The 21130-nt window shown below is 35.6% G+C and carries 24 protein-coding genes and 2 tRNA genes; 9 read left to right on the top strand and 17 right to left on the bottom strand.

Annotated elements, in window-relative coordinates:
* Window position 1 precedes the first annotated feature (1 nt).
* The 3 genes from IP358_RS01600 to IP358_RS01610 all read right to left on the bottom strand — a co-directional run bounded on the left by IP358_RS01600 (window position 2) and on the right by IP358_RS01610 (window position 679).
* Window positions 2-409, bottom strand: a complete 408-nt coding sequence (locus IP358_RS01600) for a hypothetical protein (protein ID WP_040498263.1) — start codon at window positions 407-409, stop codon at window positions 2-4.
* A 69-nt stretch (window positions 410-478) separates the two neighbouring features.
* Window positions 479-555, bottom strand: a tRNA-Met gene (locus tag IP358_RS01605).
* A gap of 49 nt (window positions 556-604) precedes the next feature.
* Window positions 605-679, bottom strand: a tRNA-Gln gene (locus IP358_RS01610).
* A gap of 108 nt (window positions 680-787) precedes the next feature.
* Between IP358_RS01610 and IP358_RS01615 the strand changes: the two genes are divergently transcribed.
* A complete protein-coding gene (locus tag IP358_RS01615) occupies window positions 788-1819 on the top strand; it encodes a bifunctional 3,4-dihydroxy-2-butanone 4-phosphate synthase/GTP cyclohydrolase II (RefSeq protein ID WP_006802025.1) in 1032 nt (343 codons plus the stop codon).
* Between the two features lie 2 nt (window positions 1820-1821).
* On the opposite strand, the gene IP358_RS01620 is transcribed toward IP358_RS01615, so the two are convergent.
* From IP358_RS01620 to IP358_RS01650, 7 genes are all read right to left on the bottom strand, one after another.
* On the bottom strand, window positions 1822-2187 hold the full coding sequence (locus tag IP358_RS01620) for a diacylglycerol kinase (RefSeq protein ID WP_006802024.1): 366 nt from the start codon (window positions 2185-2187) through the stop codon (window positions 1822-1824).
* Window positions 2184-2711: an HIT family protein gene (locus tag IP358_RS01625; protein ID WP_006802023.1), complete on the bottom strand. Its 528-nt coding sequence runs from the start codon at window positions 2709-2711 to the stop codon at window positions 2184-2186. Before IP358_RS01625 ends, IP358_RS01620 begins: the two co-directional genes overlap by 4 nt.
* A 20-nt stretch (window positions 2712-2731) precedes the next feature.
* The gene (locus IP358_RS01630; RefSeq protein ID WP_006802022.1) at window positions 2732-4192 is read right to left on the bottom strand and encodes a Mur ligase family protein; all 1461 of its coding nucleotides are present in this window, start codon (window positions 4190-4192) and stop codon (window positions 2732-2734) included.
* A gap of 47 nt (window positions 4193-4239) precedes the next feature.
* Window positions 4240-4974 (bottom strand): alpha/beta fold hydrolase, encoded by a 735-nt coding sequence (locus IP358_RS01635; RefSeq protein ID WP_006802021.1) that lies wholly within the window; start codon window positions 4972-4974, stop codon window positions 4240-4242.
* Window positions 4974-6011, bottom strand: a complete 1038-nt coding sequence (locus tag IP358_RS01640) for a D-alanine--D-alanine ligase (RefSeq protein ID WP_006802020.1) — start codon at window positions 6009-6011, stop codon at window positions 4974-4976. The genes IP358_RS01635 and IP358_RS01640 overlap by 1 nt, the downstream gene beginning before the upstream one ends.
* 69 nt (window positions 6012-6080) lie before the next feature.
* Entirely contained in the window at window positions 6081-7163 is a 1083-nt protein-coding gene (locus tag IP358_RS01645; RefSeq protein WP_006802019.1) for an alanine racemase, read from the bottom strand.
* Window positions 7164-7197: 34 nt separating this feature from the next.
* Complete coding sequence (locus IP358_RS01650; protein ID WP_006802018.1) at window positions 7198-7515, bottom strand: c-type cytochrome; 318 nt, start codon at window positions 7513-7515, stop codon at window positions 7198-7200.
* Window positions 7516-7682: 167 nt separating this feature from the next.
* Here IP358_RS01650 and IP358_RS01655 point away from each other — a divergent pair, with 167 nt between their 5' ends.
* From IP358_RS01655 to IP358_RS01685, 7 genes are all read left to right on the top strand, one after another.
* The gene (locus tag IP358_RS01655; protein ID WP_006802017.1) at window positions 7683-9302 is read left to right on the top strand and encodes a sensor histidine kinase; all 1620 of its coding nucleotides are present in this window, start codon (window positions 7683-7685) and stop codon (window positions 9300-9302) included.
* Window positions 9299-9970: a response regulator gene (locus tag IP358_RS01660; protein ID WP_006802016.1), complete on the top strand. Its 672-nt coding sequence runs from the start codon at window positions 9299-9301 to the stop codon at window positions 9968-9970. The genes IP358_RS01655 and IP358_RS01660 overlap by 4 nt, the downstream gene beginning before the upstream one ends.
* A gap of 47 nt (window positions 9971-10017) precedes the next feature.
* Window positions 10018-11781: a DNA polymerase III subunit gamma/tau gene (locus IP358_RS01665; protein WP_006802015.1), complete on the top strand. Its 1764-nt coding sequence runs from the start codon at window positions 10018-10020 to the stop codon at window positions 11779-11781.
* A gap of 8 nt (window positions 11782-11789) precedes the next feature.
* On the top strand, window positions 11790-12197 hold the full coding sequence (gene tsaE, locus IP358_RS01670; protein WP_006802014.1) for a tRNA (adenosine(37)-N6)-threonylcarbamoyltransferase complex ATPase subunit type 1 TsaE: 408 nt from the start codon (window positions 11790-11792) through the stop codon (window positions 12195-12197).
* Complete coding sequence (gene lptB / locus IP358_RS01675; protein WP_101313212.1) at window positions 12198-12920, top strand: LPS export ABC transporter ATP-binding protein; 723 nt, start codon at window positions 12198-12200, stop codon at window positions 12918-12920.
* Window positions 12917-14245 (top strand): RNA polymerase factor sigma-54, encoded by a 1329-nt coding sequence (locus tag IP358_RS01680; RefSeq protein WP_006802012.1) that lies wholly within the window; start codon window positions 12917-12919, stop codon window positions 14243-14245. Before lptB ends, IP358_RS01680 begins: the two co-directional genes overlap by 4 nt.
* Before the next feature lie 85 nt (window positions 14246-14330).
* Window positions 14331-14753, top strand: coding sequence for a DUF1104 domain-containing protein (locus IP358_RS01685; RefSeq protein ID WP_006802011.1), 423 nt, complete (start codon window positions 14331-14333; stop codon window positions 14751-14753).
* 6 nt (window positions 14754-14759) lie between these two features.
* Here IP358_RS01685 and IP358_RS01690 read toward each other — a convergent pair whose 3' ends face one another.
* From IP358_RS01690 to recA, 7 genes are read right to left on the bottom strand one after another with little or no spacing between them, the layout of a single operon-like run.
* Window positions 14760-15623, bottom strand: coding sequence for a menaquinone biosynthesis family protein (locus tag IP358_RS01690; RefSeq protein ID WP_006802010.1), 864 nt, complete (start codon window positions 15621-15623; stop codon window positions 14760-14762).
* 31 nt (window positions 15624-15654) lie between these two features.
* Window positions 15655-16698 (bottom strand): lipopolysaccharide heptosyltransferase II, encoded by a 1044-nt coding sequence (gene waaF, locus IP358_RS01695; RefSeq protein WP_006802009.1) that lies wholly within the window; start codon window positions 16696-16698, stop codon window positions 15655-15657.
* A complete protein-coding gene (locus IP358_RS01700) occupies window positions 16695-17186 on the bottom strand; it encodes a shikimate kinase (protein ID WP_006802008.1) in 492 nt (163 codons plus the stop codon). Before IP358_RS01700 ends, waaF begins: the two co-directional genes overlap by 4 nt.
* Window positions 17173-17994, bottom strand: a complete 822-nt coding sequence (locus IP358_RS01705; RefSeq protein ID WP_248613349.1) for an AMIN domain-containing protein — start codon at window positions 17992-17994, stop codon at window positions 17173-17175. Before IP358_RS01705 ends, IP358_RS01700 begins: the two co-directional genes overlap by 14 nt.
* Complete coding sequence (locus IP358_RS01710) at window positions 17991-18236, bottom strand: FtsB family cell division protein (protein ID WP_006802006.1); 246 nt, start codon at window positions 18234-18236, stop codon at window positions 17991-17993. The genes IP358_RS01705 and IP358_RS01710 overlap by 4 nt, the downstream gene beginning before the upstream one ends.
* Window positions 18236-19507 (bottom strand): phosphopyruvate hydratase, encoded by a 1272-nt coding sequence (eno, locus tag IP358_RS01715; protein WP_006802005.1) that lies wholly within the window; start codon window positions 19505-19507, stop codon window positions 18236-18238. The genes IP358_RS01710 and eno overlap by 1 nt, the downstream gene beginning before the upstream one ends.
* Before the next feature lie 13 nt (window positions 19508-19520).
* Window positions 19521-20552 (bottom strand): recombinase RecA, encoded by a 1032-nt coding sequence (recA, locus tag IP358_RS01720; RefSeq protein ID WP_006802004.1) that lies wholly within the window; start codon window positions 20550-20552, stop codon window positions 19521-19523.
* A 160-nt stretch (window positions 20553-20712) separates the two neighbouring features.
* On the opposite strand from recA, the gene IP358_RS01725 reads away from it, so the two are divergent.
* Window positions 20713-21126, top strand: coding sequence for a hypothetical protein (locus IP358_RS01725; RefSeq protein WP_006802003.1), 414 nt, complete (start codon window positions 20713-20715; stop codon window positions 21124-21126).
* Window positions 21127-21130: the final 4 nt, after the last annotated feature.

A 21130-nucleotide genomic window follows, 5' to 3' on the forward strand; every position in this document is an offset into this window, starting at 1 on the left:
TTTAAATTAGATAGAGAAAAAAGAGTGCAAAGGCGCAAAAATCTAGGCTGTATTTGATTTTAGCAAAGTGGAAGAACTTTTCGCGTTTTGTAAAATCTGCTTCAACGTGGATTTGTTTTTGAAATTTATGGCGTTTAATTTCTGCGATTAAAATTGCAAGCCACAACACAAGCATCAAGATAATTTTAAAAGTGAAAATAAAGCCTAGCATTGCCCAAATCACAAAACCGCTAAAAGCACAAGCACTAAGAAGCGTATAATACGCTGGAGCGCAAACGGCTAGAGTGCGAAGTTTTTGTGTATGGGAAGGGTTTGTAAAAAGTGCGTAAAGATTCCAAAGTGGAGGTAAAAGCAAAGGAAAAGAAAGAAATAAATGGATAAAAATAAGCTCAGTCCCAACAAATTCCATAAAATCACTTTAAATTTTTAAGAAATTGTAACAACAAAAGTTGAGTTTGTAAAGATTTGTTGTCAGATTTGGTAGCGGGGGGCGGATTTGAACCACCGACCTTTGGGTTATGAGCCCAACGAGCTACCGGGCTGCTCTACCCCGCGATAACTAATTTAGAGTAAAATTACTGAAATTCTTGCGGTTTTTAAGAAGTGGCTGGGGTACAAGGATTCGAACCTCGGAATGCCTGGACCAAAACCAGGTGCCTTACCGCTTGGCGATACCCCAATGTTTTAAAAGTTGGAATTATAGCTTTATATTTTTTGTTTGTCAAGATAAAATTAGCAGTATTGCGCTATAATTTAAGTTTTGATGATTTAAAAATTAAGGTTTATTATGGATAATGAAGTAATTTTGCGTGTTGAGTTAGCAATAAAAGCAATCCAAAATGGTGAGATGATTATTGTAATGGATGATGAAGATAGAGAAAATGAAGGTGATTTGGTGATGGCAGGGATTTTTAGCACACCAGAAAAAATTAATTTTATGGCGCAAGAAGCGCGCGGGTTGATTTGTGTTTCTATTACAAAAGAGACTGCCCAAGCACTTGATTTACCACCAATGGTAAGTAAAAATAGTTCTAATCACGAGACAGCTTTTACGGTTTCTATTGATGCAAAAGAAGCAAAAACAGGAATTTCTGCATATGAGAGAGATTTAACAATTCAACTAATGTGTAAGCCAAGCACAAAACCAGAAGATTTTGTGCGTCCGGGGCATATTTTTCCACTTATTGCAAAAGAAGGTGGTGTGCTAGAGCGCACTGGGCATACTGAAGCTAGTGTGGATATTTGTCGCTTGGCAGGATTAAAGCCTATTAGTGTGATTTGTGAGATTATGAAAGAAGATGGATTAATGGCAAGAAGAGGGGATAAATTTTTAAGTGAGTTTGCAAAAAAGCATAATTTAAAAATCCTTTATGTCTCAGATTTGATAGAATACCGCTTGCAATTTGAGCAACTAATTGTAATGGAGAGTAAAAATGTGTGCAAGTTTCTAGGCGCAGATTCTATAAAAATACAATTTAGGGATCATTTGGGGAGAAAACATTTTGTATTTGGCTTTGGGAATTCAGAAACTCCGCTAGTAAAATTCCATAGTATTAGGGAAGATTTGGAGTTATTAGAAAATGAGAATTTATTTAACTCTTTAATGGAATCTATTGTGAGATTAAGAGAGCAAGGTGGGTATCTGATTTTTTTACGGACACAAAATAATAGGGATATTAAAGGTTTAGGTATCGGAGCGCAGATTTTAAAAGAATTAGGAGTAAAAGATTTTAAATTATTAAGTGGTTCTAAGAGTAATGAGCTAGATGGAATATTAAGTGGTTTTAATCTTAAAATTTTAGAACGGATTGAGATTTAGCGTTAAAAAGTTGGAATCAAAAATTGTAATAACACCACAAACCACACAATAAGAGCTAGTGTTATACTAAAAAACACAGCTGCTGATGCACAATCTTTAGCAATTTTTGCTTGTTTGTGCCACTTTGTTGTAACTAAATCTACACACGCTTCAATGCTAGAATTTAATGCTTCTGTGATGAGAATTAAAAACAAGACACCAATAAGTAAAATTTGCTCCACTACACCAATGGGCAAGAAAAAACTAAGAATCGCGCAAGGAATAATGATAGAAAATTCAATGCGGAAAGAAATCTCGTGTTTTAAGAGCGCTTTAATGCCTTCTAGCGCGTATTGTGTGTTTTTGAAAAAGTGATATTTTGGCTTCAATTAATGCTCCTAAAATGCGTTTTGGAGAGCGCTTTAATGCGCTTGAAAATTTTGTCAAAATCTACGCCATAGGCGCGCGTATCACCGATGGTAGTGAAAAAGTTTGTATCTCCTATGTAGCGTGGCACGAGATGTAAATGTAAATGATCTGGGATTCCAGCGCCTCCGGCTTTTTCAATATTCATTCCTAAATTTACACCACTTGCGCCAAATTCCTTTAAGAGTGCTACTCCTTTTTGTGCAAATGTTTGGAGATGCAACCATGTATCTAAACTGAGAAGCTCTGGAGAGTGTATATGTTGATGAGGTATGATTAGAAAATGTCCGGGAGTGTAGGGGAATTTATTCATCACGCAAAAAATCTTAGAATCTCTATAAAATACGCGATTTGTTTCATCGCTTAAAGAGAAATCTTGTTTGGCGTTTGTGTGTAAATTTAATCCTTTAGAAATTGCACAAAATACGCATAAATCTTGCTTTGAGCCAAAGTAGTCACTTCGCCAAGGTGCATATAAATAATCCATTTTCGCCCCTAAATATCGCTTTAAATGTAGCTTGGTGCATCATTTGCAAATAAGATCAAATCTCCACTATTTGTTGTAGATTTTAGCATATGTTCAATATTGGTTTTATCTTTTAAAAGGATTTTTTGCGTGCTATGAATATTTGAGCGTAAGGTGTTTGCATTAAGCTCTCCTGTAATAATGGCAATATCAAAGACTTTATCAATCGCTTCTGCAAGCTTAATATTTGCTTCTTTAGAGCTTTCCACAAGCCCTGGTGTTACAATAATCTTCTTGCCATTATGCAAAGAAGCAAGACGGATAGCCTCTAACATTCCATCTAAGTTTCCATTATAACTATCATCTAGAATGATTTTGTCATTAACAACAATCTTGCTTAAACGATGATTGATAGGTTCAAGTTTTTGAGCTTGTTTAACTAAGCGTTCATTGCTGATTCCAAGATCGCTTCCAACAGCAATGGCGGCACTTATATTAATTACATTAAAAGCTCCTAGAATACGCGTTTGAAAACTTAGTTTTTCACCTTTGACTTTAAGAGAAAAGTTTGTTCCTTGCAATGTGGCTTCTATATCGCTTGGATCTTGTGGGAAGTTGATAATCCTTGCTTGAATATTTGTTGGCTGGATATTTTCTTTGTAGATATAAGCATTTTGTAGGCGACTGCTCTCTAAAATCTCGTATTTTGTGCGGTAGATATTTTCAATATTTTTAAAATATTCAATATGTGCTTCACCGATTTTTCCCACAACAACAATTTGCGGGGCAATCAATTCTACAATTTCTTTAATATCGCCACTACCCCTAGCTCCAGCTTCTACAATGTAAATATCTGTTAGGGGTGAGAGATTTTGATTAATATCAGCGATGATTCCTGTTAAGGTATTTACACTGCGTGGAGTAGAATGGACTTTAAAGCTTTCTTGTAAGATTTGAGAAAGATAGTTTTTAAGACTTGTTTTTCCATAGCTTCCTGTAACGGCAATAATTGTAAGATTTGAAAAGTTTTCTAACTTGTCTTTTGCAAGTTTTTTATAGCGGTTTAAAAGAATTTTTTCTGTTAAAGAAGAGATAAAAATAGAGATGAGTAGCGGTAAAAGATAAACGCATTGAATCAATGGAGAATTTTCATCTATCCCTAAAAGGAGAAGCTCGTTAAAAACAATAAAAACAATATAGAATCCAAAAAAGCGCAACACCCTGCCTGTTAGAACTAGTTTTTTGCTAAGATTAAAAATCCAAATTCCAAGTGCTAAGAGATAGAAATAAAGCCCTGCATAGAAATAAATATCGCTTGGGATAAAGATAAAATATAAAATAGGCAAAATAAAGTAGAATAAATGCCAGCGTTGTTTGTGGTGCTTAAAAAGGACGCGCCCGATTTTGTAGTGATACCACTGGAGATTTGCCATAGCATAGTAGCCAAGCGCTACAAGAAAAATCCAGCGTGTTGCCATTATAAAAATTTCAAAATCTTGCAATAGGAATCCTTATTAGAGAAAAATTGCGGAATTTTAACAAAAAATCATTAAATTTTAAGTTGAATTTGGCGTTCAATTTCTTTAGCTTGCTTTAAAAAAAAGAAGTGGTCGCCTTCAAGAGCTAAAAAGTTAGAATCCAAAATTAATGTATGGATTTGATCGCCACAACTTAACGGAGTTGCAAGGTCATCTTTGCCCCAAAAGATAAAACAAGGATTTTTAAAGGTTCTAAAAACACTTGAAAAGTCTTCATCTACAACATTTTTAAAGGTTTGATACATTGTTTCATTGAGATTTTGCGCATCTTGTGAGCGCAAAAGATTCTTTAGAGTTTGACTAAGCTTGGGAAAGATTTTGTTTAAAAATTTGGTTGTGGCAATTTTTGCTCTTACCTTTAGGCTTTTTTTTGTAGGGATTCCAGCACTGCTTAGTAAAATTAGGGTTTTAGGGTTTAAAAGCGTGGCAACTTTTCCGCCAAAACTATGCCCCATAATGCTAATTTTTGTGGAATCTAAATGTAAGGATTCTAACATTAAGCGCAAAATTTCCGCATAATCAAAAGTATTTAGTGCAAAGGGCGGATTTTGTGAGTTTCCAAAGCCCGGTAAATCAATGTAATAATGCGTATAGTCTTTAAAAGTATCTTTAAAAGCTTGTTGCATTAGATTTTTGTTTGCTCCCCAGCCGTGTAAAATTACAAGTGGGGCATTTGTTTGGGGATTTGTTAGGGTATAAGATAGGCTAAACTTCGCGTTTTTATAGGTTATAATCTTTTGTGCCACTATTTGCCTTTTGCAAATTGGATTTGATGTAATAAGGCGTAATCTACCTTAATATCACTAGGCTTTGGTAAAGCAAGCAAAAGTGATTCTAATGCACTTTTAAAGTCGGTAAAAAGATAATTTGCAAGACTGCCTGGCACAGGATTAATTTCATTTAAGTAGCAGTCATTGTCTTTTATAAAAAAATCACAGCGGATAAGTGCGCCTTCAAAAGCGTTATTATAAAGTCTTGTGAAACTTTCTTGCAAAGCTTGTTTTAAGGCATCGCTAATCTCCGCTTCTTTTGCATTACTTGTGCGTGAAAAATCTAAATATTTCTTTTCAAAGTCTAAAAACTTACTTTTTTCTGGTTCTTCAATAAAGGAAAATTGGATTCCATCTTTTCCTTTAAATCCTGCAAGATTATATTCCTTAATTCCTTCAATAAAAGGTTCAATGATAACTTTTTCATCGTATTCAAAGGCACTATCTAGAGCATATTGCAGATTCTCTTGTGACTCTACAACTTGGATACCAAGCGAGCTTCCAAGTCGTGCGGGCTTAATGATTATTGGGAATTCTAAATCGCTAGGTACTAAATCATTGCGATAAAGCACACGATGAGCAAGACATTTTACGCCACGACTTGCTGCAAAGCCTTTAATAAGCTCTTTATCATAACTTAGAACACAAGCGGGATTGCGCGGTCCAATATAAGGGATTCCATAAAAATCTAGCAAGGAAGCAAGCGTGCCATCTTCACCATCGCCCCCGTGGATTAGATTTAGGATTACAGGCAGGTTTAGGGGTTTTTCTCCAAAGAGTGTGCGTGTGTAGAAGCCATCTTTTTTGGGGTAGATTTTTTGGGTTTTTTCATAGGATTTGGTGCTAAAAAACTTAGATTGCATTTGTTCTTTTGGAATTAAATAAAAGTTATGGTTGGAATCTAAAAAGACAAAATGTTTTATCTTTGGAAGTAGCTTTTTTAGGGCGATTGCGCTTACAATGCTAATTTCATGCTCATAAGATTTTCCGCCAAATAAAAGACAAAGATTCATAAGATTTCCTTATAAAAAAATTTCAAAATTATACCAAAAGTAATTTTAAACACACTAAAAGTTGGAATCTTAAACAATAAAACGCGGAATATAAGCGTGCAAATGTACTAGGATTTCATAAGGAATGGTATTAAATGACTTAGCAAAGGCGCTAACATCATTGAAAATGCACACACTTGAAGTATCACTTTCTATGCTAATGCAATCCATACTAGCGCGCGGTAAAATCCTATACCCTTCCGTTGTATAAAGTTCCATTCCTTCCCGCACGCGAAAAAGTCCATCACCATAGCCTATATCATAGGTAGAAACTATGCCATCTGTTTCTAGCATACTAACTCCACTATAGCCGATACTTGTGCCTTTTTTTAGCTTAAGAGTGGAGATTTTGTTAGCAAAAAGAGAAGCAATAGGCTTTAACTTTAGTGTATTTGGAGAGCTGCAATTATAGCCATAAAATGCGATTCCTATACGAAATAAATCATCTTGTAGTTCTTTAGGCAAGCTTGCATTAAAGTTGCTTGCGCGCAATGCGCCAGATGAGCTTAAAGAGTGGAATTTTGGGCGTGGAATCTTAAAATGTTCGCAGAGTTTTAGGGCTTCTTTTTTGATTTCTAAAAACTCCATATCTTGCACATAAAATGCACTATTTAAATCATCTCCATAGCCATTATGCGTAAAGACTCCTTTAAGATTTAAATTGCGTGTTGTAATTAACTCAAAGGCGTCTCTAAGCTTTGTTTTGTCAATTCCATTGCGGTGCATTCCGCTATCAACTTTGAGTTCAATATTTGTCTTGCTTGGATATTCTTGTAAGGATTCTAAACTTGGAGTGCAAAATGAAATGGATGGAATTTTAAGGGCGGATTCTAAAGCATTTTTATTGGGTAATGAATTTGGGTAAAGAATGGCAATATTATCAAAAAAAGTCTTAATACTTAGGGCTTCTTGAAGATTTTTTACAAATGCAGTCTTGATTCCAACTTCTTTGGCAAGGCTTGCTATTTCCATAATTCCATGCCCATAAGCATTGTCTTTTAGGACAATAGCGATTTCCCCTTTTATTCCTTTTTTTTCTTTGGGAGTAATTGCTTGGGCAATCATTTGATGATTATGAAAAAAGTTCTTTTTACTGATTTCTAAATAAGGCATAAACAATCCCCCAAAGAAAGGGGGGGGGCTTAAGTTATTTTACTGGAGGAAGTTTTGAGATATAATCTGCAACTGCATCAATATCTGCATCTGTTAGTTTAAAGTTTTTCATATTTGCATACATAATAGCTTTTGCGCCACCATTATCTGCTGTTCCTGCTGCATAGCCTTTAAGTTGTGCTACAAGTTCTTCTTTTGCCATACCAGCAATTTTAACATTTCCTTTACTTCCAGGTGCTACCCTTTCAGCTTTTGCTCCGTGGCAAGCAATACATTTTTTATAAATTGTCGCACCATCAGCTGCCATTAAACAACCAGTTGCTAATGCTAATCCTAGTAAAATCTTTTTCATATCAAACTCCTTAAGTTAATTTTTGTATTTGTAATGATAACTTTTTAACTTAAAAGAATGATAAAATTTAGAGATTTTGGTGCGAGTTATTCTTAAAAAGAACCCAAAATTATGATGAAATGTTGTATTTTGGTATCATAATGAACACTTTATTAAAAGGATAAAATTTGCGATTTTTTCATTTTTTTGGAACAACGCTTGAACATAAAGCGCGTATTTTAGTGTTTAATATTGCTTCTGGGCTTCTCTCGCTTGCAATTGTGTCTTTTGTGTATCATTTCAGCTTGAAATACGATTATGATATGCTTTTTATGGAATATAGTCAATCTCTTGTGGAGCTTGAAGAGGTTCGGCGAACACTCAATGATTTACAAAATTTTGCACATAAAAGCAACCAAGAGATTTTACAAGCAAAGCATAGCATTATTACGCAATTAAATAATTATAAAGCTTTGCAAAATAGACTCTTAAATGAGAGTGAATCTACGCATTTTTTGCTAGACATTTATCAGTTTTTTGCAAAAGATAATTTTGTGGTGCAAAAAAAAATGGGGTTACAAAGTAATTTGGAAATTTTAGATTCTGAAATTAGCGCGTATTTAGAGCTTTTAAGCTCAGAGGGGCGACAAGATATGTCTCATCAAACTCTAAGTGAAGAAGTTAAGCAAAGTATTAGTGCATTAAACCATCAAATCTCTAAGATAGCGCATTTAAATTTACAATTTACAGAAGCTAAAAAAGTGCGCAATAATGCTTTGCATAATGTATTGCAAAAAGTTATTTTAGTGATTATATGTTTGATTATGCTTATTACGATGTTGTTAAGTTATTTGATTTTGCGTAACATTAAAAATTTGCATGCAACGCTAGAGCAAAAGGTGCAAGAAAAAACACAAGAACTCCAAATTTTAAATAATTCTTTACAAGAAAATATAAAAAAAGAAGTGCTTGAGAGTCGTAAAAAAGATCAAATTATGTATCAACAAGCCCGCCTTGCAAGTATGGGAGAGATGATAGGGAATATCGCACACCAATGGCGACAACCTCTAAATGCTCTAATGCTACTCATTCAAACTTTTAAAATCAAATCTCAAAATGGCAAACTTACAAAAGAATTTATTGAAATTCAAGTAGAAGATGGGCTAAAAATTGCTAAAAGAATGTCCCAAACCATTGAAGATTTTAGAAACTTTTTTCACTCGGCAAGCGATAAGGAACCTTTTAATTTGAAAGAAAATATTTACGATTCCATCTCTTTGGTGGATGCGTTTTTAAAACAAAATGAAATTGAAATTAGTGTGGAATGTGCGGAGAATATTATGCTTTGTGGTTATAAGAGTGCATTTTCTCAAGTTTTATTAAATCTGATAAAAAATTCTGAAGATGTGTTAAAAGAGCGCGAAGTTGTGCCAGCAAGGATTAAAATCTTAGCAGAAATCTTACAAGAAGAAGAAAATAAAGATAATCCTATAAAAGAATGTGTTAGGATTCTTTTTATGGATAATGGTGGTGGAATCAAACTTGATGATATTCAAAAGATTTTTGAGCCTTACTTCACAACAAAACATAAATCCGTAGGCACAGGAATTGGGCTTTATATGTCTAAGCAAATTATAGAAAAGCAAATGCAAGGAAGTATTGAAGTGCATAATGTGCGTTATGATGATGTGTTTAATATTGTGTGTAATGGCGGAGATTGTGCGCAAGATTGCAAATTAAAAGATGGCACTTGCGGGGCTCAATTTATTATTACGATTCCATTAAATGCGCAAAAGGAGCGAGTGTGATTAGTAAAAATGATGAAAAAGTTTTAAAACACCTTAAAGTTTTGTATGTAGAAGATGAAGAGGATATTTTGAAGTTTGCTACAATGGTACTTGAAGATTATGTGGATAAACTATTTGTGGCACGCAATGGAAAGGAAGCCCTAGAGATTTTAAAGCAAGAAAGCATTGATTTAGTAATTACTGATATTTTAATGCCAAAATTAAATGGCATTGATTTAATTAAAGAGATTCGTAAAAATCCACTCTTGGAAGTGGCTATTATTGTAGTTACTGCGCACACAGAAACACACTATTTGCTAGATTGTATTGAGTTGCGCGTTGATGGCTACATTTTAAAACCTATTGATGTAGAAGAGCTTTTAAAAACGATTTTACGCGCTGTGTTACCAAAGTTTCAAGCCAGTGAAATTAAAATGCAAAACGCGCTTTTAAATGCGATTTCTATTTTTGTAGGTGGCAAAAAAATTGAGATTATCAAGTATTTAATAGAACATAGTGATGTAGAAAATATTTTTTATGGCTCTTATGAAGATATTGTGCAAGAAGTAGGTGTAAGTAAGCCCACGGTGGTAAAGACATTTCGCCAGTTAATTGACACGGGATTGCTTGTGCGTTTAAAAAATAAAATTTATAAGTTTCAATCAGACATTACACCCTATAAAGAGTGATTAAAATATATTTAATGTAAAATTGCGCTTTTAATTTAGGATAGGATATGGAACAACAAGCATTAGCTTTAAAATATCGCCCAATGGACTTTGATGAACTTGTAGGGCAAGAAGCGGTTAGTCGCACACTTTCTTTAGCGCTTGATAGCAAACGCTTATCGCACGCTTATTTGTTTTCAGGCTTGCGTGGAAGCGGGAAAACTTCCAGTGCTAGGATTTTTGCTAGGGCTTTACAATGCGAGAGTGGTCCTAGATCTAAGCCTTGTGGCACTTGCGCAAATTGTCTTGCTGCAAATCCGCATAAAATGAGCCACATTGATATTATGGAGCTTGATGGCGCATCAAATCGTAAGATTGACGATATTAGAGATTTGATTGAGCAAACAAAATACCACCCAAATATTGGGCGGTTTAAGATTTTTATAATTGATGAAGTACATATGCTAACGCGTGAAGCCTTTAATGCGCTCTTAAAAACGCTAGAAGAGCCACCTGAATATGTGAAGTTTATCCTAGCAACAACAGATCCTTTGAAGTTGCCTGCTACAATTTTAAGTAGAACACAGCATTTTCGTTTTAAACGCATTTCGGATAGAAGCATTTTTGAACATTTAAAAAAGATTTTACAAAATGAGCAAATCCCTTACCAAGAAGAAGCACTGGGAATGCTTATAAGAAGCGGGGCTGGTTCTTTGCGCGATACGCTAACTTTGCTTGATCAAGCCATTATCTATTCTAGCTATAATGTAACTTCCGAAGTTTGCGCAAATATGCTAGGGCTTATTAATGCAGAGAGTTTAAATGCGCTTTTTGAATGTATTTTCACGCAAGATAGGGACTCGCTTCTTAAAATGCTTGAAGGCTTTTTTGAATATGAATGTGGAATGCTTTTAGATGAAATGAGTATTTTTTTAAAAGAGAAGCTTTTAAAAGGCAATGATACGCGCTATTCTAGCTTACTCATAGATCGCTTTTTTAGGATTATCACACAGGCAAAAGAATTGCTGTTTTTAGGCTCTGAAAATGAGTTTGTGTTGACTTTAAGTGCGTTTAAAATGCTTGAAGCTTTAAAGGTTGAAAGCATTGATATTGCCATTGCGCATTTAGAAAAGGGCTTTTTTGAGAGTTTGCCAAAGTTTGAAAACACGCAAAGCGTAGCACAAAAATTGGAATCTAAAACACAGATTTCACAAATACAGACTCAAACACGAGAATTAGAAAGCCAAAAAGAAATTCCAACTTTAGAATCTGCAAAAAAAGAGGCAGCACAGGCGGTTTTAATGCAACAAAATATGGAATCTAAAATTTTAAATTCCAATTTGACAGAGCAAAATATTACGCAAGATTCTATACAAGATCATGCAAAAACCCTGTTTGCGCTTTTAGGTAAAAAGATTTCTGCGCATAATTATGATTTGGGTGAGATTTTTGCTAGTGATGTGCGTTTTGTGAGTTTTGAAGATTCTGTGCTAACTTGGGAAACGCTTGCTGTGGGTAAGAATAGGGAGCGGTTAATTGGCGCATATAGTATTATTAAAAATTATGTGCTAGAAGTTTTTGGAATGCAAACGCAAATTAAAAATATTAGCAAACCGCGCGAAGAAATAAAAGAAGTTGCACAAATACAGAATATGGAATCTAAAACGCCACAAAATGTGGAATCCAAAAATTTAGATTCCACATTAACGCCACAAGAGAAAATTCAAAGAGAAGTAACGCAGGCTTTGCAATCTCCGCTTTTACAGAGCGCACAAGAGTTACTAGAGATTAAGCAAGTCAAAGTGCGTCCGCTAAATTCCGTGGAAATCTAAGGTGCATAATGGAGTTAGTTTTAGCGCAAAATGAGATTCCGCAATTGTTAAAAGTGTTAGAGTTGTCCAAAAATCGTGGAATCTATTTACTTAGCGGAAATTTGGCAAGCGGCAAAACAACACTTGTAAAAGCAATGGTAGAAGCACTTGGGGTAGAAGAAAATGTAACCTCGCCCACTTATTTAACAGCTTTAGAATATGGAGAGAGTATATATCATTATGATATTTATCAAAAGGACTTAAATACGCTCTTTGCGCTAGGCTTTTTAGAAGAGCTTGAAAAAGAAGGTTGGCATTTTATAGAGTGGGGTGATGAAAATTTGGCTAAAATTTTAAAAAATATTGGCTTGCCTTTTTGGCACATTTTGATAACACAAGAAGGAAATAAGCGCAAATATAGCATAAGGGGAATATGAATGCACACATTAGAAGCAAAGCATTTAAGTAAAATTATTAAAAAAACACAAATTATTAAAGACATTTCTATCTGTGTGCAAAGTGGTGAAGTTGTGGGGCTTTTAGGTCCAAATGGGGCAGGGAAGACAACAACTTTTTATATCATTTGTGGGCTTTTAGAGGCAAGTGGTGGGAGTGTGAGTTTTGATGGTAAGGATATTACTAAACTTAGTTTGCACAAGCGCGCACGGCTTGGGATTGGTTATTTGCCGCAAGAATCTAGCGTGTTTAAAGATTTAAGTGTTGAAGAGAATTTACGCATTGCTGCTGAAGTATGCTTTGAGGGAGAAAAGGCTCAAAATAAACGCATTGAAGAGCTTTTAGAAGAGTTTAATATTGAACCTATTAGAAGTCGCAAAGGGGTCAATTTAAGTGGGGGAGAGCGGCGCAGAGTTGAAATTGCGCGCGCATTAGTTAAAAAACCAAAATTTATTTTGCTTGATGAACCTTTTGCGGGAGTAGATCCTATTGCGGTGCTTGATATTCAAAATATTATTAAAAAATTGCTAGGTTTTGGGATTGGCGTGTTAATCACAGATCACAATGTGAGGGAAACACTTAGCGTGTGTGATAGGGCTTATGTGATTAATAAAGGCACACTGCTTGCAAGTGGCGATGCAAGTGCGATTTATCAAAATGAGCTTGTGCGCAGGCATTATTTGGGTGAGCATTTTAAAGTATGAAACTTCGCGCCCAAACTTCTACAACCTTAAAAGCAAAACTTTCATCAACGCTAAAGAGCTGGTTACCGATTTTGCAAAGTGGGATGGGTGATTTAGAAGAAACGCTTAATGGCTTTGGGCTGGAAAATCCATATTTTGAAGTCAAATCTGGGATTGTTGATACATTAAGCACACAAAGCATAGCATATAAAAAGCAGCATAAAGAAAAAATGCGTGGGGCTAAGGGTGGTAAAAGCTTAGAGGGAGATGGTATCGAGCAATTTTGCATTCAAGAAGAAAGCTTAGAAGTTTTACTTTTGCGACAAATTGAGCCGCCTTTATTTCCCACAAGGAATTCCCAAGAGATTGCCAAAAAAATCATTGAAAATTTGGACAATGAAGGGTATTTTGATGGCGATTGTGTAGTGATTGCACAGGAATGCTCTAAAGATTTAGGGGTAGAAATTTATGCTAGTGAAGTGGAGAAAATCCGCTTGCGTTTTGCGTATTTAGAACCACCCGGAATTGGCGCATTAGATGTAATGGAATCTTTTAGATTCCAACTTGATCATTTAGATGTGCCAAGTGATGTGTATGGGCTATGTTTAGAGATTTTGGAAAATTTACAAGAGCATACAAGATTTAAAAATAATCCCTTATATCCGCAAGCAATGCGTGCAATCCAGAGCTTTAAAAATCCGCCCGCCCTAGATTTCTTTCAAAAAGAAGTCGCTGTGATACCAGATATTTTGGTGCTAGAAGACAAAGACAATATCCAAGTGCAAATTAATGACAAATATTATCCCAGTATTCTTATCCAAAAGCAGGAAAAAACTGATAAAAACAGCATACAAGATGCTTTTATTAAAGCCAAGATTAAAGAAGCACGCGATCTTGTTGATGCGCTTGAGATGCGTAAGGCTACTTTGTATAAAATTGGCTTAATGATTGTGGAGTATCAATATGAGTTTTTTAAAGGCGGAGAGATAAAGCCTATGACCTTAAAGGATTTAGCAGAAGAGTTTGGACATGCTCCAAGCACGATTTCAAGGGCGATTTCTAATAAATATTTAGAATGTTCGCGCGGAATCTTCCCGCTAAAAAACTTTTTTGCAACTGCCATTGATGAAGAAACTTCAAACACCACCATTAAGGACTTTGTAGCAGATCTTATCCGTAATGAAAACAAACAAAAGCCCCTTAGTGATAGTAAAATTTTAAAGCTTGCAACAGAGAGATTTAAGGTTACAATGGTGCGCCGTACAATCGCAAAATACCGCGCGCAACTTAATATTGCAAGTTCAAGCGAGCGCAAAAAACTTTATAAAATGCAAGTGAAGGATTAAACTTCACATTCTCTTTATAGTTGCTTTAGATTGGCTTCACACTTTAGAGCTACAATTTTATTATCTTAATTTTAAGGAGATTATTATGAAAAAGTTAGTTGTTATCGCTCTTGTGGGCGCGTTAAGTATGAGTGCTTTTGGAGCTGATTTTTCTAAGGTTAGCAATGAAAAGTTAATTGAAATCTCTGGAAGTGTGGCACCAAAAGACTATCCAGATTATAAAATGGAAGTGTTTAAGCGTACGCAAGAAATGAAGGTGAAAGATGCGGAAATCTTTAATGAAAGATTGCGCGAGCAAAGACGCAATGCGCACGATGCGATGAGCTTGAAAGAGCGCCGAGAATATCGTGATGCAATTCGTATAGAAACACAAAAGCGCATTGATGCTATGAGCGTTAAAGAAGCACGCGAAAAAGGTTTATTGAAGGGTCCTCATCACCTTTATAGAGATCATAGAGATGGTTACCATAGAGAGTTTAGAGATTGTGTCTCTTGTCCTAGGAGATAGGCAGTTTTAAGAATCGCGGAAGTTCGTGTATTCTAGAGGAATTAGGCAATCTTCTACGCTTAGGATTTGTGAGTAGATTTTGTAATCATAGCCTATTTTAAAAAGCGCATTGATTGCGTTAAGTTGTGTTTGGCTAAGGGTAATAGAATCATTATTTGCATAAAGGTTGAGATAGGTTTCAAGCTGTTTGGAATCCACGCGGATAAGATTGCGCTCCTCTAGCATTTGCGATAAAAGCGGTTTGTTTTCTAGGGCAATTTTTACAGCTTTTGTTAGCATTTGCTCGCAAGTAATTGCTACGCTTAAAGGAAGTGAGCGACGGATACACATTCCCCCAAGTGGTAAGGGTAAATCTTGTTTATTTAGCTCACACCAAATGTCCCAAATCTCTCTTTCTACTTCTAGGCTCTCATCGTAATGCAAAATGGACTCGTGAATTAAAACACCCGCATCTACTTCATCATTTAACACAGCTTTTTCAATATCTAGGAAGTTTTTATATATAATTTTAGCGTTTGGATAGGCGATTTTAAAGAGCATTGCATTTGTTGTGTGCGCGCCACTTAAGGCAACTTTGAAATTAGATTTTAAGAGCTTGTTTTTTTTCTTAATGAGTTTTGGACCATAGCCGCTTCCAAAACTAACGCCAGTTCTTAGCAAACATTGTTCTTGGAATAAAAGAGGATAAACTCCAAAAGAAATAGCAGAAATATCAAGCGCACCTTGTAGCGCCTTTTCATTTAGCGTTTGAATATCTAGTGCTACATTGTTAAACGCAATGTTTTCGTGGCTTACCCAGCCAAATGCGATTGCATAATACATAAACAAATCATCAGCATCAGGGGAATGTCCTATCTGTAATACGCGCATTTTTGCTCCTTTTGTGGGATTTTATTTAAAGTTAGCTTACAAGGGATTGAATTGCCTTGATGACTAGATTTGGCGTGAGTGCGCGCATACATTTATGGTAATCTTTGGAATCTTTTGGGAGCGGGCAAGTGCGCTGCATACAAGGCATACAAGGGAGTTTTTGCTCTAGAGTTTCTAAAGAGATAATGTGTGCTTTTGGAGCGTTAAATGGGGAGGTTTCTTGGGTATTTGTTGGGCCAAAAAGAGCTAAAGTTGGAATCCTTAATGCTGCTGCTATATGCATAGGACCGCTATCATTTGTGAGCAAAAAATCTAAATGTGAAAAATATGAGATAAGCTGTGGGATTGTAGTTTGTCCGCTTAAATTTAAAAGAGAATCACTGGTTTGTAAATCTTTTGGCAAATGCGTTAGAATAGCTGTGTTAATGGGGGCTTCACTTTCTACACCAAAGAGTAAAATTTTGTAATCTTGCTCAAGTAAATATTCTATACATTTAGCAAAATATGCTTCTTCCCAGCGTTTTGCTGCGCCAAAGGCTGCTCCAGCGTTAATTCCGGCAATTTTAGAGTTAGTAAAATGGCTTGGAAGCGTGATATTTATAGGGCTTGGGCGTAAATAGAGTTGTTTTGGGATTGTGAGAGTTTGTTTTTTAAAATGTTGTAGGGCTTGCGTGGCAAGCAAGGCAAAACGCATTGCTTCGTGGATCCTTTTAGGTTTTTTAGGATGAAAATGTAGCAAAAAGCTTCGCAATTCTGTGGCAAATCCAACGCGGAATTTCGCTTCATTAAAAGCAAGGAATAGGGCGGAGAGAAAATTATTTTGAAAAGTTAGTGCAAGATTGCAAGTTGGAATCTTTTTTGCAAGTTTGTAGAGATTTAGAATTCTAAAGACACCCTTTTTACTTGTATCTTGTAGAGTTGTAACATTTGGATAATGTGCAAAAAGTTCAATACTAGCTTGAGATCCAATAAGATAAAAATGTGCTTCTTTGAAGTTTGTAAATAAAATTTCAAGGGCATAAGTTGCCATTACAGCATCACCTAGCCAATTTGGAAGTCTAATTAAAATATTCATAATAGACTTAAGATTTCTTGCGCTATGTTTTGTGGGGTTTGGTTTGCATTAATGCAATAATGCGCAGAGTTTTTGTAGGTTTCTAGGCGTGTATTGTAGAGTTTAAAGGCGGAATCTTTATTTGTAAAAAGGGGGCGTTTAGAGATTTCTTCGGTATTTAAGCGTGTGAAAATTGCTTCAAAATCAAGATATAAGAAAAATACTTTTCCCATTTGTTTAACATTACAAAATATCGGCATTCCACCGCCTGTGGAGATGATAGTGCGCTTAAAATTTTGTGCGGCAAATGTGCAAAATTTAGATTCTAACTCTCTAAAATATGCTTCCCCTTTTTGTGTGAAAATCTCTGTGATGCTTAGATTTTCATTGTAGGTAATGAGTGCGTCACTATCTATTGCAAACGCTCCACTCTGTTTGTGAAGCTCCCTTGCAATCGTGCTTTTACCGCTTCCCATAAAGCCAATTAGCACACAATTAGTAGAGTTCAATGCTGTAATTTCCTGTTTTTGTATCTTTGACTAAATTGTATTTATACTGCCCATCTAGATTTAGTGTAATGCGATAAAAGTCTAAATGTGAATTAAGGCTTACTTGTGGAATTGTTGGAATCTTTGGTGTAAAAGACGCTTTTAAGGGTTTTTTGCTGGGTGCTTTAAAATCTAGAATTAAACGCGTAGGGGACGCAAGGGTAAAGTCTCTAAGAAGCGTTAAGTGTGTGTTTAGAGCAATGCTATTTTTGGTAATTTCAAAGTTGAAATATTCCTCTAGGGCGAAGCTTTCTTTCTCTGGAATATTATGTGTTTTAGGTTGCACTTCTTGGCTTAAAACTAGGGGAAAATGCCAGTCAATATCACCTTCTAGCTCTTTTTCTAGCGTTGTGATAGAGCCATTTAGGTTTTGGTATTCTAAAGTGATTTTTTTAATTTTTCTTGCCGTTGATGGTAAGATAAGCTCTGTTTTGGTGAATAAATCAAGCTGTGGAGCGTTTGTGATTTGTCCGCTATCTTTTGGTGTAATAATAGGAGTAAAAGGATCGCGTGCTTTTTTTGTCGCATTGCTTTCTTGTGCGTTTGCAAGTTCCTTTGGTGCTAGATTTTCCATAATCCCTGTGGGTTCTGTAGAAGTTTCATTAGGCAAAGCTTTTTTAGTGTTATTTATATTCTGTTCTGTTTGCTCTTTGTTTTGATTATTGCTGTCAATACTTAGTTTTGGGATTTCAGGTAATGTATTTTGCGGTTCTGTTTGCGCGTGTAAAAGCGTTAAAGTTAATGTTAGAATAAGGGCTAAAGATTTCATTTAGGTTCTAATCCTTTCAATTCAAAAAGTTCCTTTTGTAAGGTTGCATTTTCGTGCATTAGACGATTTACTTCTTGGCGCATTTGCGCTTCCTTTTGGTTGATTTTAAGAAGCACGCTAAAGGAATTATCTCCAAAAAGCAAATTGCCAATATACACGCCCACAATACAAACTAGCAAAATAAAGCTAAAAAAGGGTAGAAGTTTGTAAAATCCCCCCCTTTTAAACTCTAGAGATTCCATTATTTAAAAAGTTGTTTTCCTAAATACACAGGGGAGCTAAGCTCACTTTCAATGGCTAAAAGGCGATTGTATTTTGCCATTCTCTCACTTCTTGCAGTAGAACCTGTTTTAATCTCGCCTGTGTTTAGTGCAACAGCAAAATCTGCAATAAAGCTATCTTCGCTTTCACCGCTTCTGTGGCTCATAATGCAAGCATAACGATTTCTTTGTGCTAGGCGGATTGTTTGCATTGTTTGGCTAATTGTTCCAATTTGGTTTGGCTTAATTAATACTGCATTTGCGATATTTTTATTAATGCCTTGTGCTAGAATTTTTGCATTTGTAACAAATAAATCATCGCCTACAAGTTGCACCTTATGCCCTAGTTTTTGTGTAAGTTTCTCCCAGCCACTCCAATCATCCTCACTTAAGCCATCTTCAATAGATACAATAGGATATTTAGCAATGAGTTTTTCATAATATTCAATCAATTCTTCGGCGCATAATTCTCTATTTTCACCTTTTAAGCAATAGATTCCTTTGTCATTTACAAATTCGCTACTTGCAACATCAAGCGCGATTGCAATTTGTTCCCCTTCTTTATATCCTGCCTTTTTAACCGCTTCTAAAATTACTTGGATAGGTTCTTCGTTGTTTTTAAGATTTGGAGCAAATCCACCTTCATCACCAATGCTTGTGATATGTTTAGAATCTTTTAGGATTTTTTTAAGATGTTGATAAATTTCTGCACTTGCACGCATTGCTTCACTAAAACTATCAAAACCTATTGGCATAATCATATATTCTTGAAAATCCACTGTGTTATCTGCGTGGCTACCACCATTAATGATATTTAGCATAGGCACAGGCAGTGTAAGAGCATTTGCTCCCCCTAAATAGCGATATAAAGGGATATTCAAACTTTGTGCAGCAACTCTTGCAACTGCCATTGAAACACCTAATGTTGCATTTGCGCCTAGATTTGAAAAATTCTCCGTGCCATCTAATGTGATTAAAAGATTGTCAATAGTTGCTTGATCATAAGGACTTAAGCCTATGATTTCTTCAGCAATTTTTGTTTGAACATTTTCGCAAGCCTTTAAAACACCTTTGCCTAAAAATCGCTCATCCCCGTCTCTTAACTCTAGAGCTTCTCTTTTTCCAGTGCTTGCACCACTTGGTACAATAGCACTTGCAATGCTGCCATCACTTAAAAGAGCGGTTGCTTTAATGGTTGGATTACCACGACTATCTAAAACTTCCTGCGCATTAATATCATCAATATAAACCATTATTTATCCTTTCTTATTCTTCAGTATCACCATCGTTTGATAAATCATCAGTGATTGAGATAGAAGCCTTTATTTTTTCTTCAATTTCTTGTGCGATTTCTGGGTTTTCTTTTAAGAATACTTTTGCATTTTCCTTGCCTTGTCCTAGTTTTTTATCACCATAACTTAGCCATGCTCCACTTTTATCTACAATATCAAGTTTGACGCCATAATCAATTAGCTCACCTTCCTTGCTAATTCCTTCCCCAAACATAATATCAAACTCTGCTCCCCTAAAGGGTGGAGCAACTTTGTTTTTTACAACCTTTGCTTTAACGCGATTTCCAATGTTTTGTTCGCCTTGTTTTAAAGCGGCAATTCTACGCACATCAATGCGCACACTTGCATAAAACTTCAAAGCATTACCACCTGTTGTTGTTTCTGGGCTTCCATAGCCCATTACACCAATTTTCATACGGATTTGGTTGATAAAAATCACTGTGGTGTTCATTTTGTGAATCACACCTGTTACTTTACGGAGAGCTTGGCTCATTAAGCGCGCTTGAAGTCCTACATGTTGGTCACCCATATCGCCTTCAATCTCACTTTTTGGAGTGAGAGCTGCCACGGAGTCAATAACGATTAAATCCACACCACCGCTTCTTGTGAGTGTTTCTAAAATCTCTAAGGCTTGCTCTCCAAAATCTGGTTGAGAAACAAGTAAGTTTTCTACATCTACACCTAAACGCTTTGCATAAGTTACATCAAGAGCGTGTTCGGCATCAATAAAGGCACAGATTCCACCGGATTTTTGACATTCTGCTACAATTTGTAAGGCAAGTGTCGTTTTCCCTGAGCTTTCTGGTCCATACACTTCAATAATTCTGCCTTTTGGAATTCCTCCAATACCAAGTGCAATATCTAACCCTAAAGAGCCTGTGCTAATGGCATCAATCTTTTCTACAGGCTTATCGCCAAGCCTAATTAAAGCTCCCTTGCCAAAGGCTTTATCAATCTGTTTAATGGCAAGTTCTATTGCTTTTTGTTTATTTTCATCTAAAGCCATTTTTTCTCCTAAAAATTAAAAATTTAATTCTAGCCAAATAACATTAAAAAACGCAATAATGCGGAATTTTTGCAAAACAATTTATAAAGATTTCATATCTCACACAAAGCTTAATAAATTTTAGCTATAATGCAAAATTTTACAAAAAGCAGGAATCTTTATGGAGTTAATAATTAAAAAGGCATTTATGCAAGTGCTAAAAGATACGCTAGGTGCGACTCCAGCGTGCGTTGAAAATAAGCTTTTAAAAGGGTATCTCTCAAGCATTGATGTGGCATTTGAAGATGGCACGCACAATACCATTACTTTTGTAAGCTCTAAGGAATTTTTGGAATTTTTAGGAGAAGGTTTGTTTGGAGAGATTGTATCTAGTGAGTTAGAATTGCGTGATTTATCGCAAGAATTAGCAAATTTAACCATTGGTTTGGCAAAGGTTTTAGCAGTTAGGGAAAATGTTAATTTTAATATCACAACACCGCGTGTTTTTGGACTAGGTGAGTTTCAAAATGCACATTGTAAGAGTTTAAACTTTGCATTAAATGGGGCGACTTGTTCGCTATTTATGCACATATAAAGGA

Source organism: Helicobacter winghamensis ATCC BAA-430 (assembly GCF_028751035.1).
Lineage (GTDB): Bacteria > Campylobacterota > Campylobacteria > Campylobacterales > Helicobacteraceae > Helicobacter_D > Helicobacter_D winghamensis.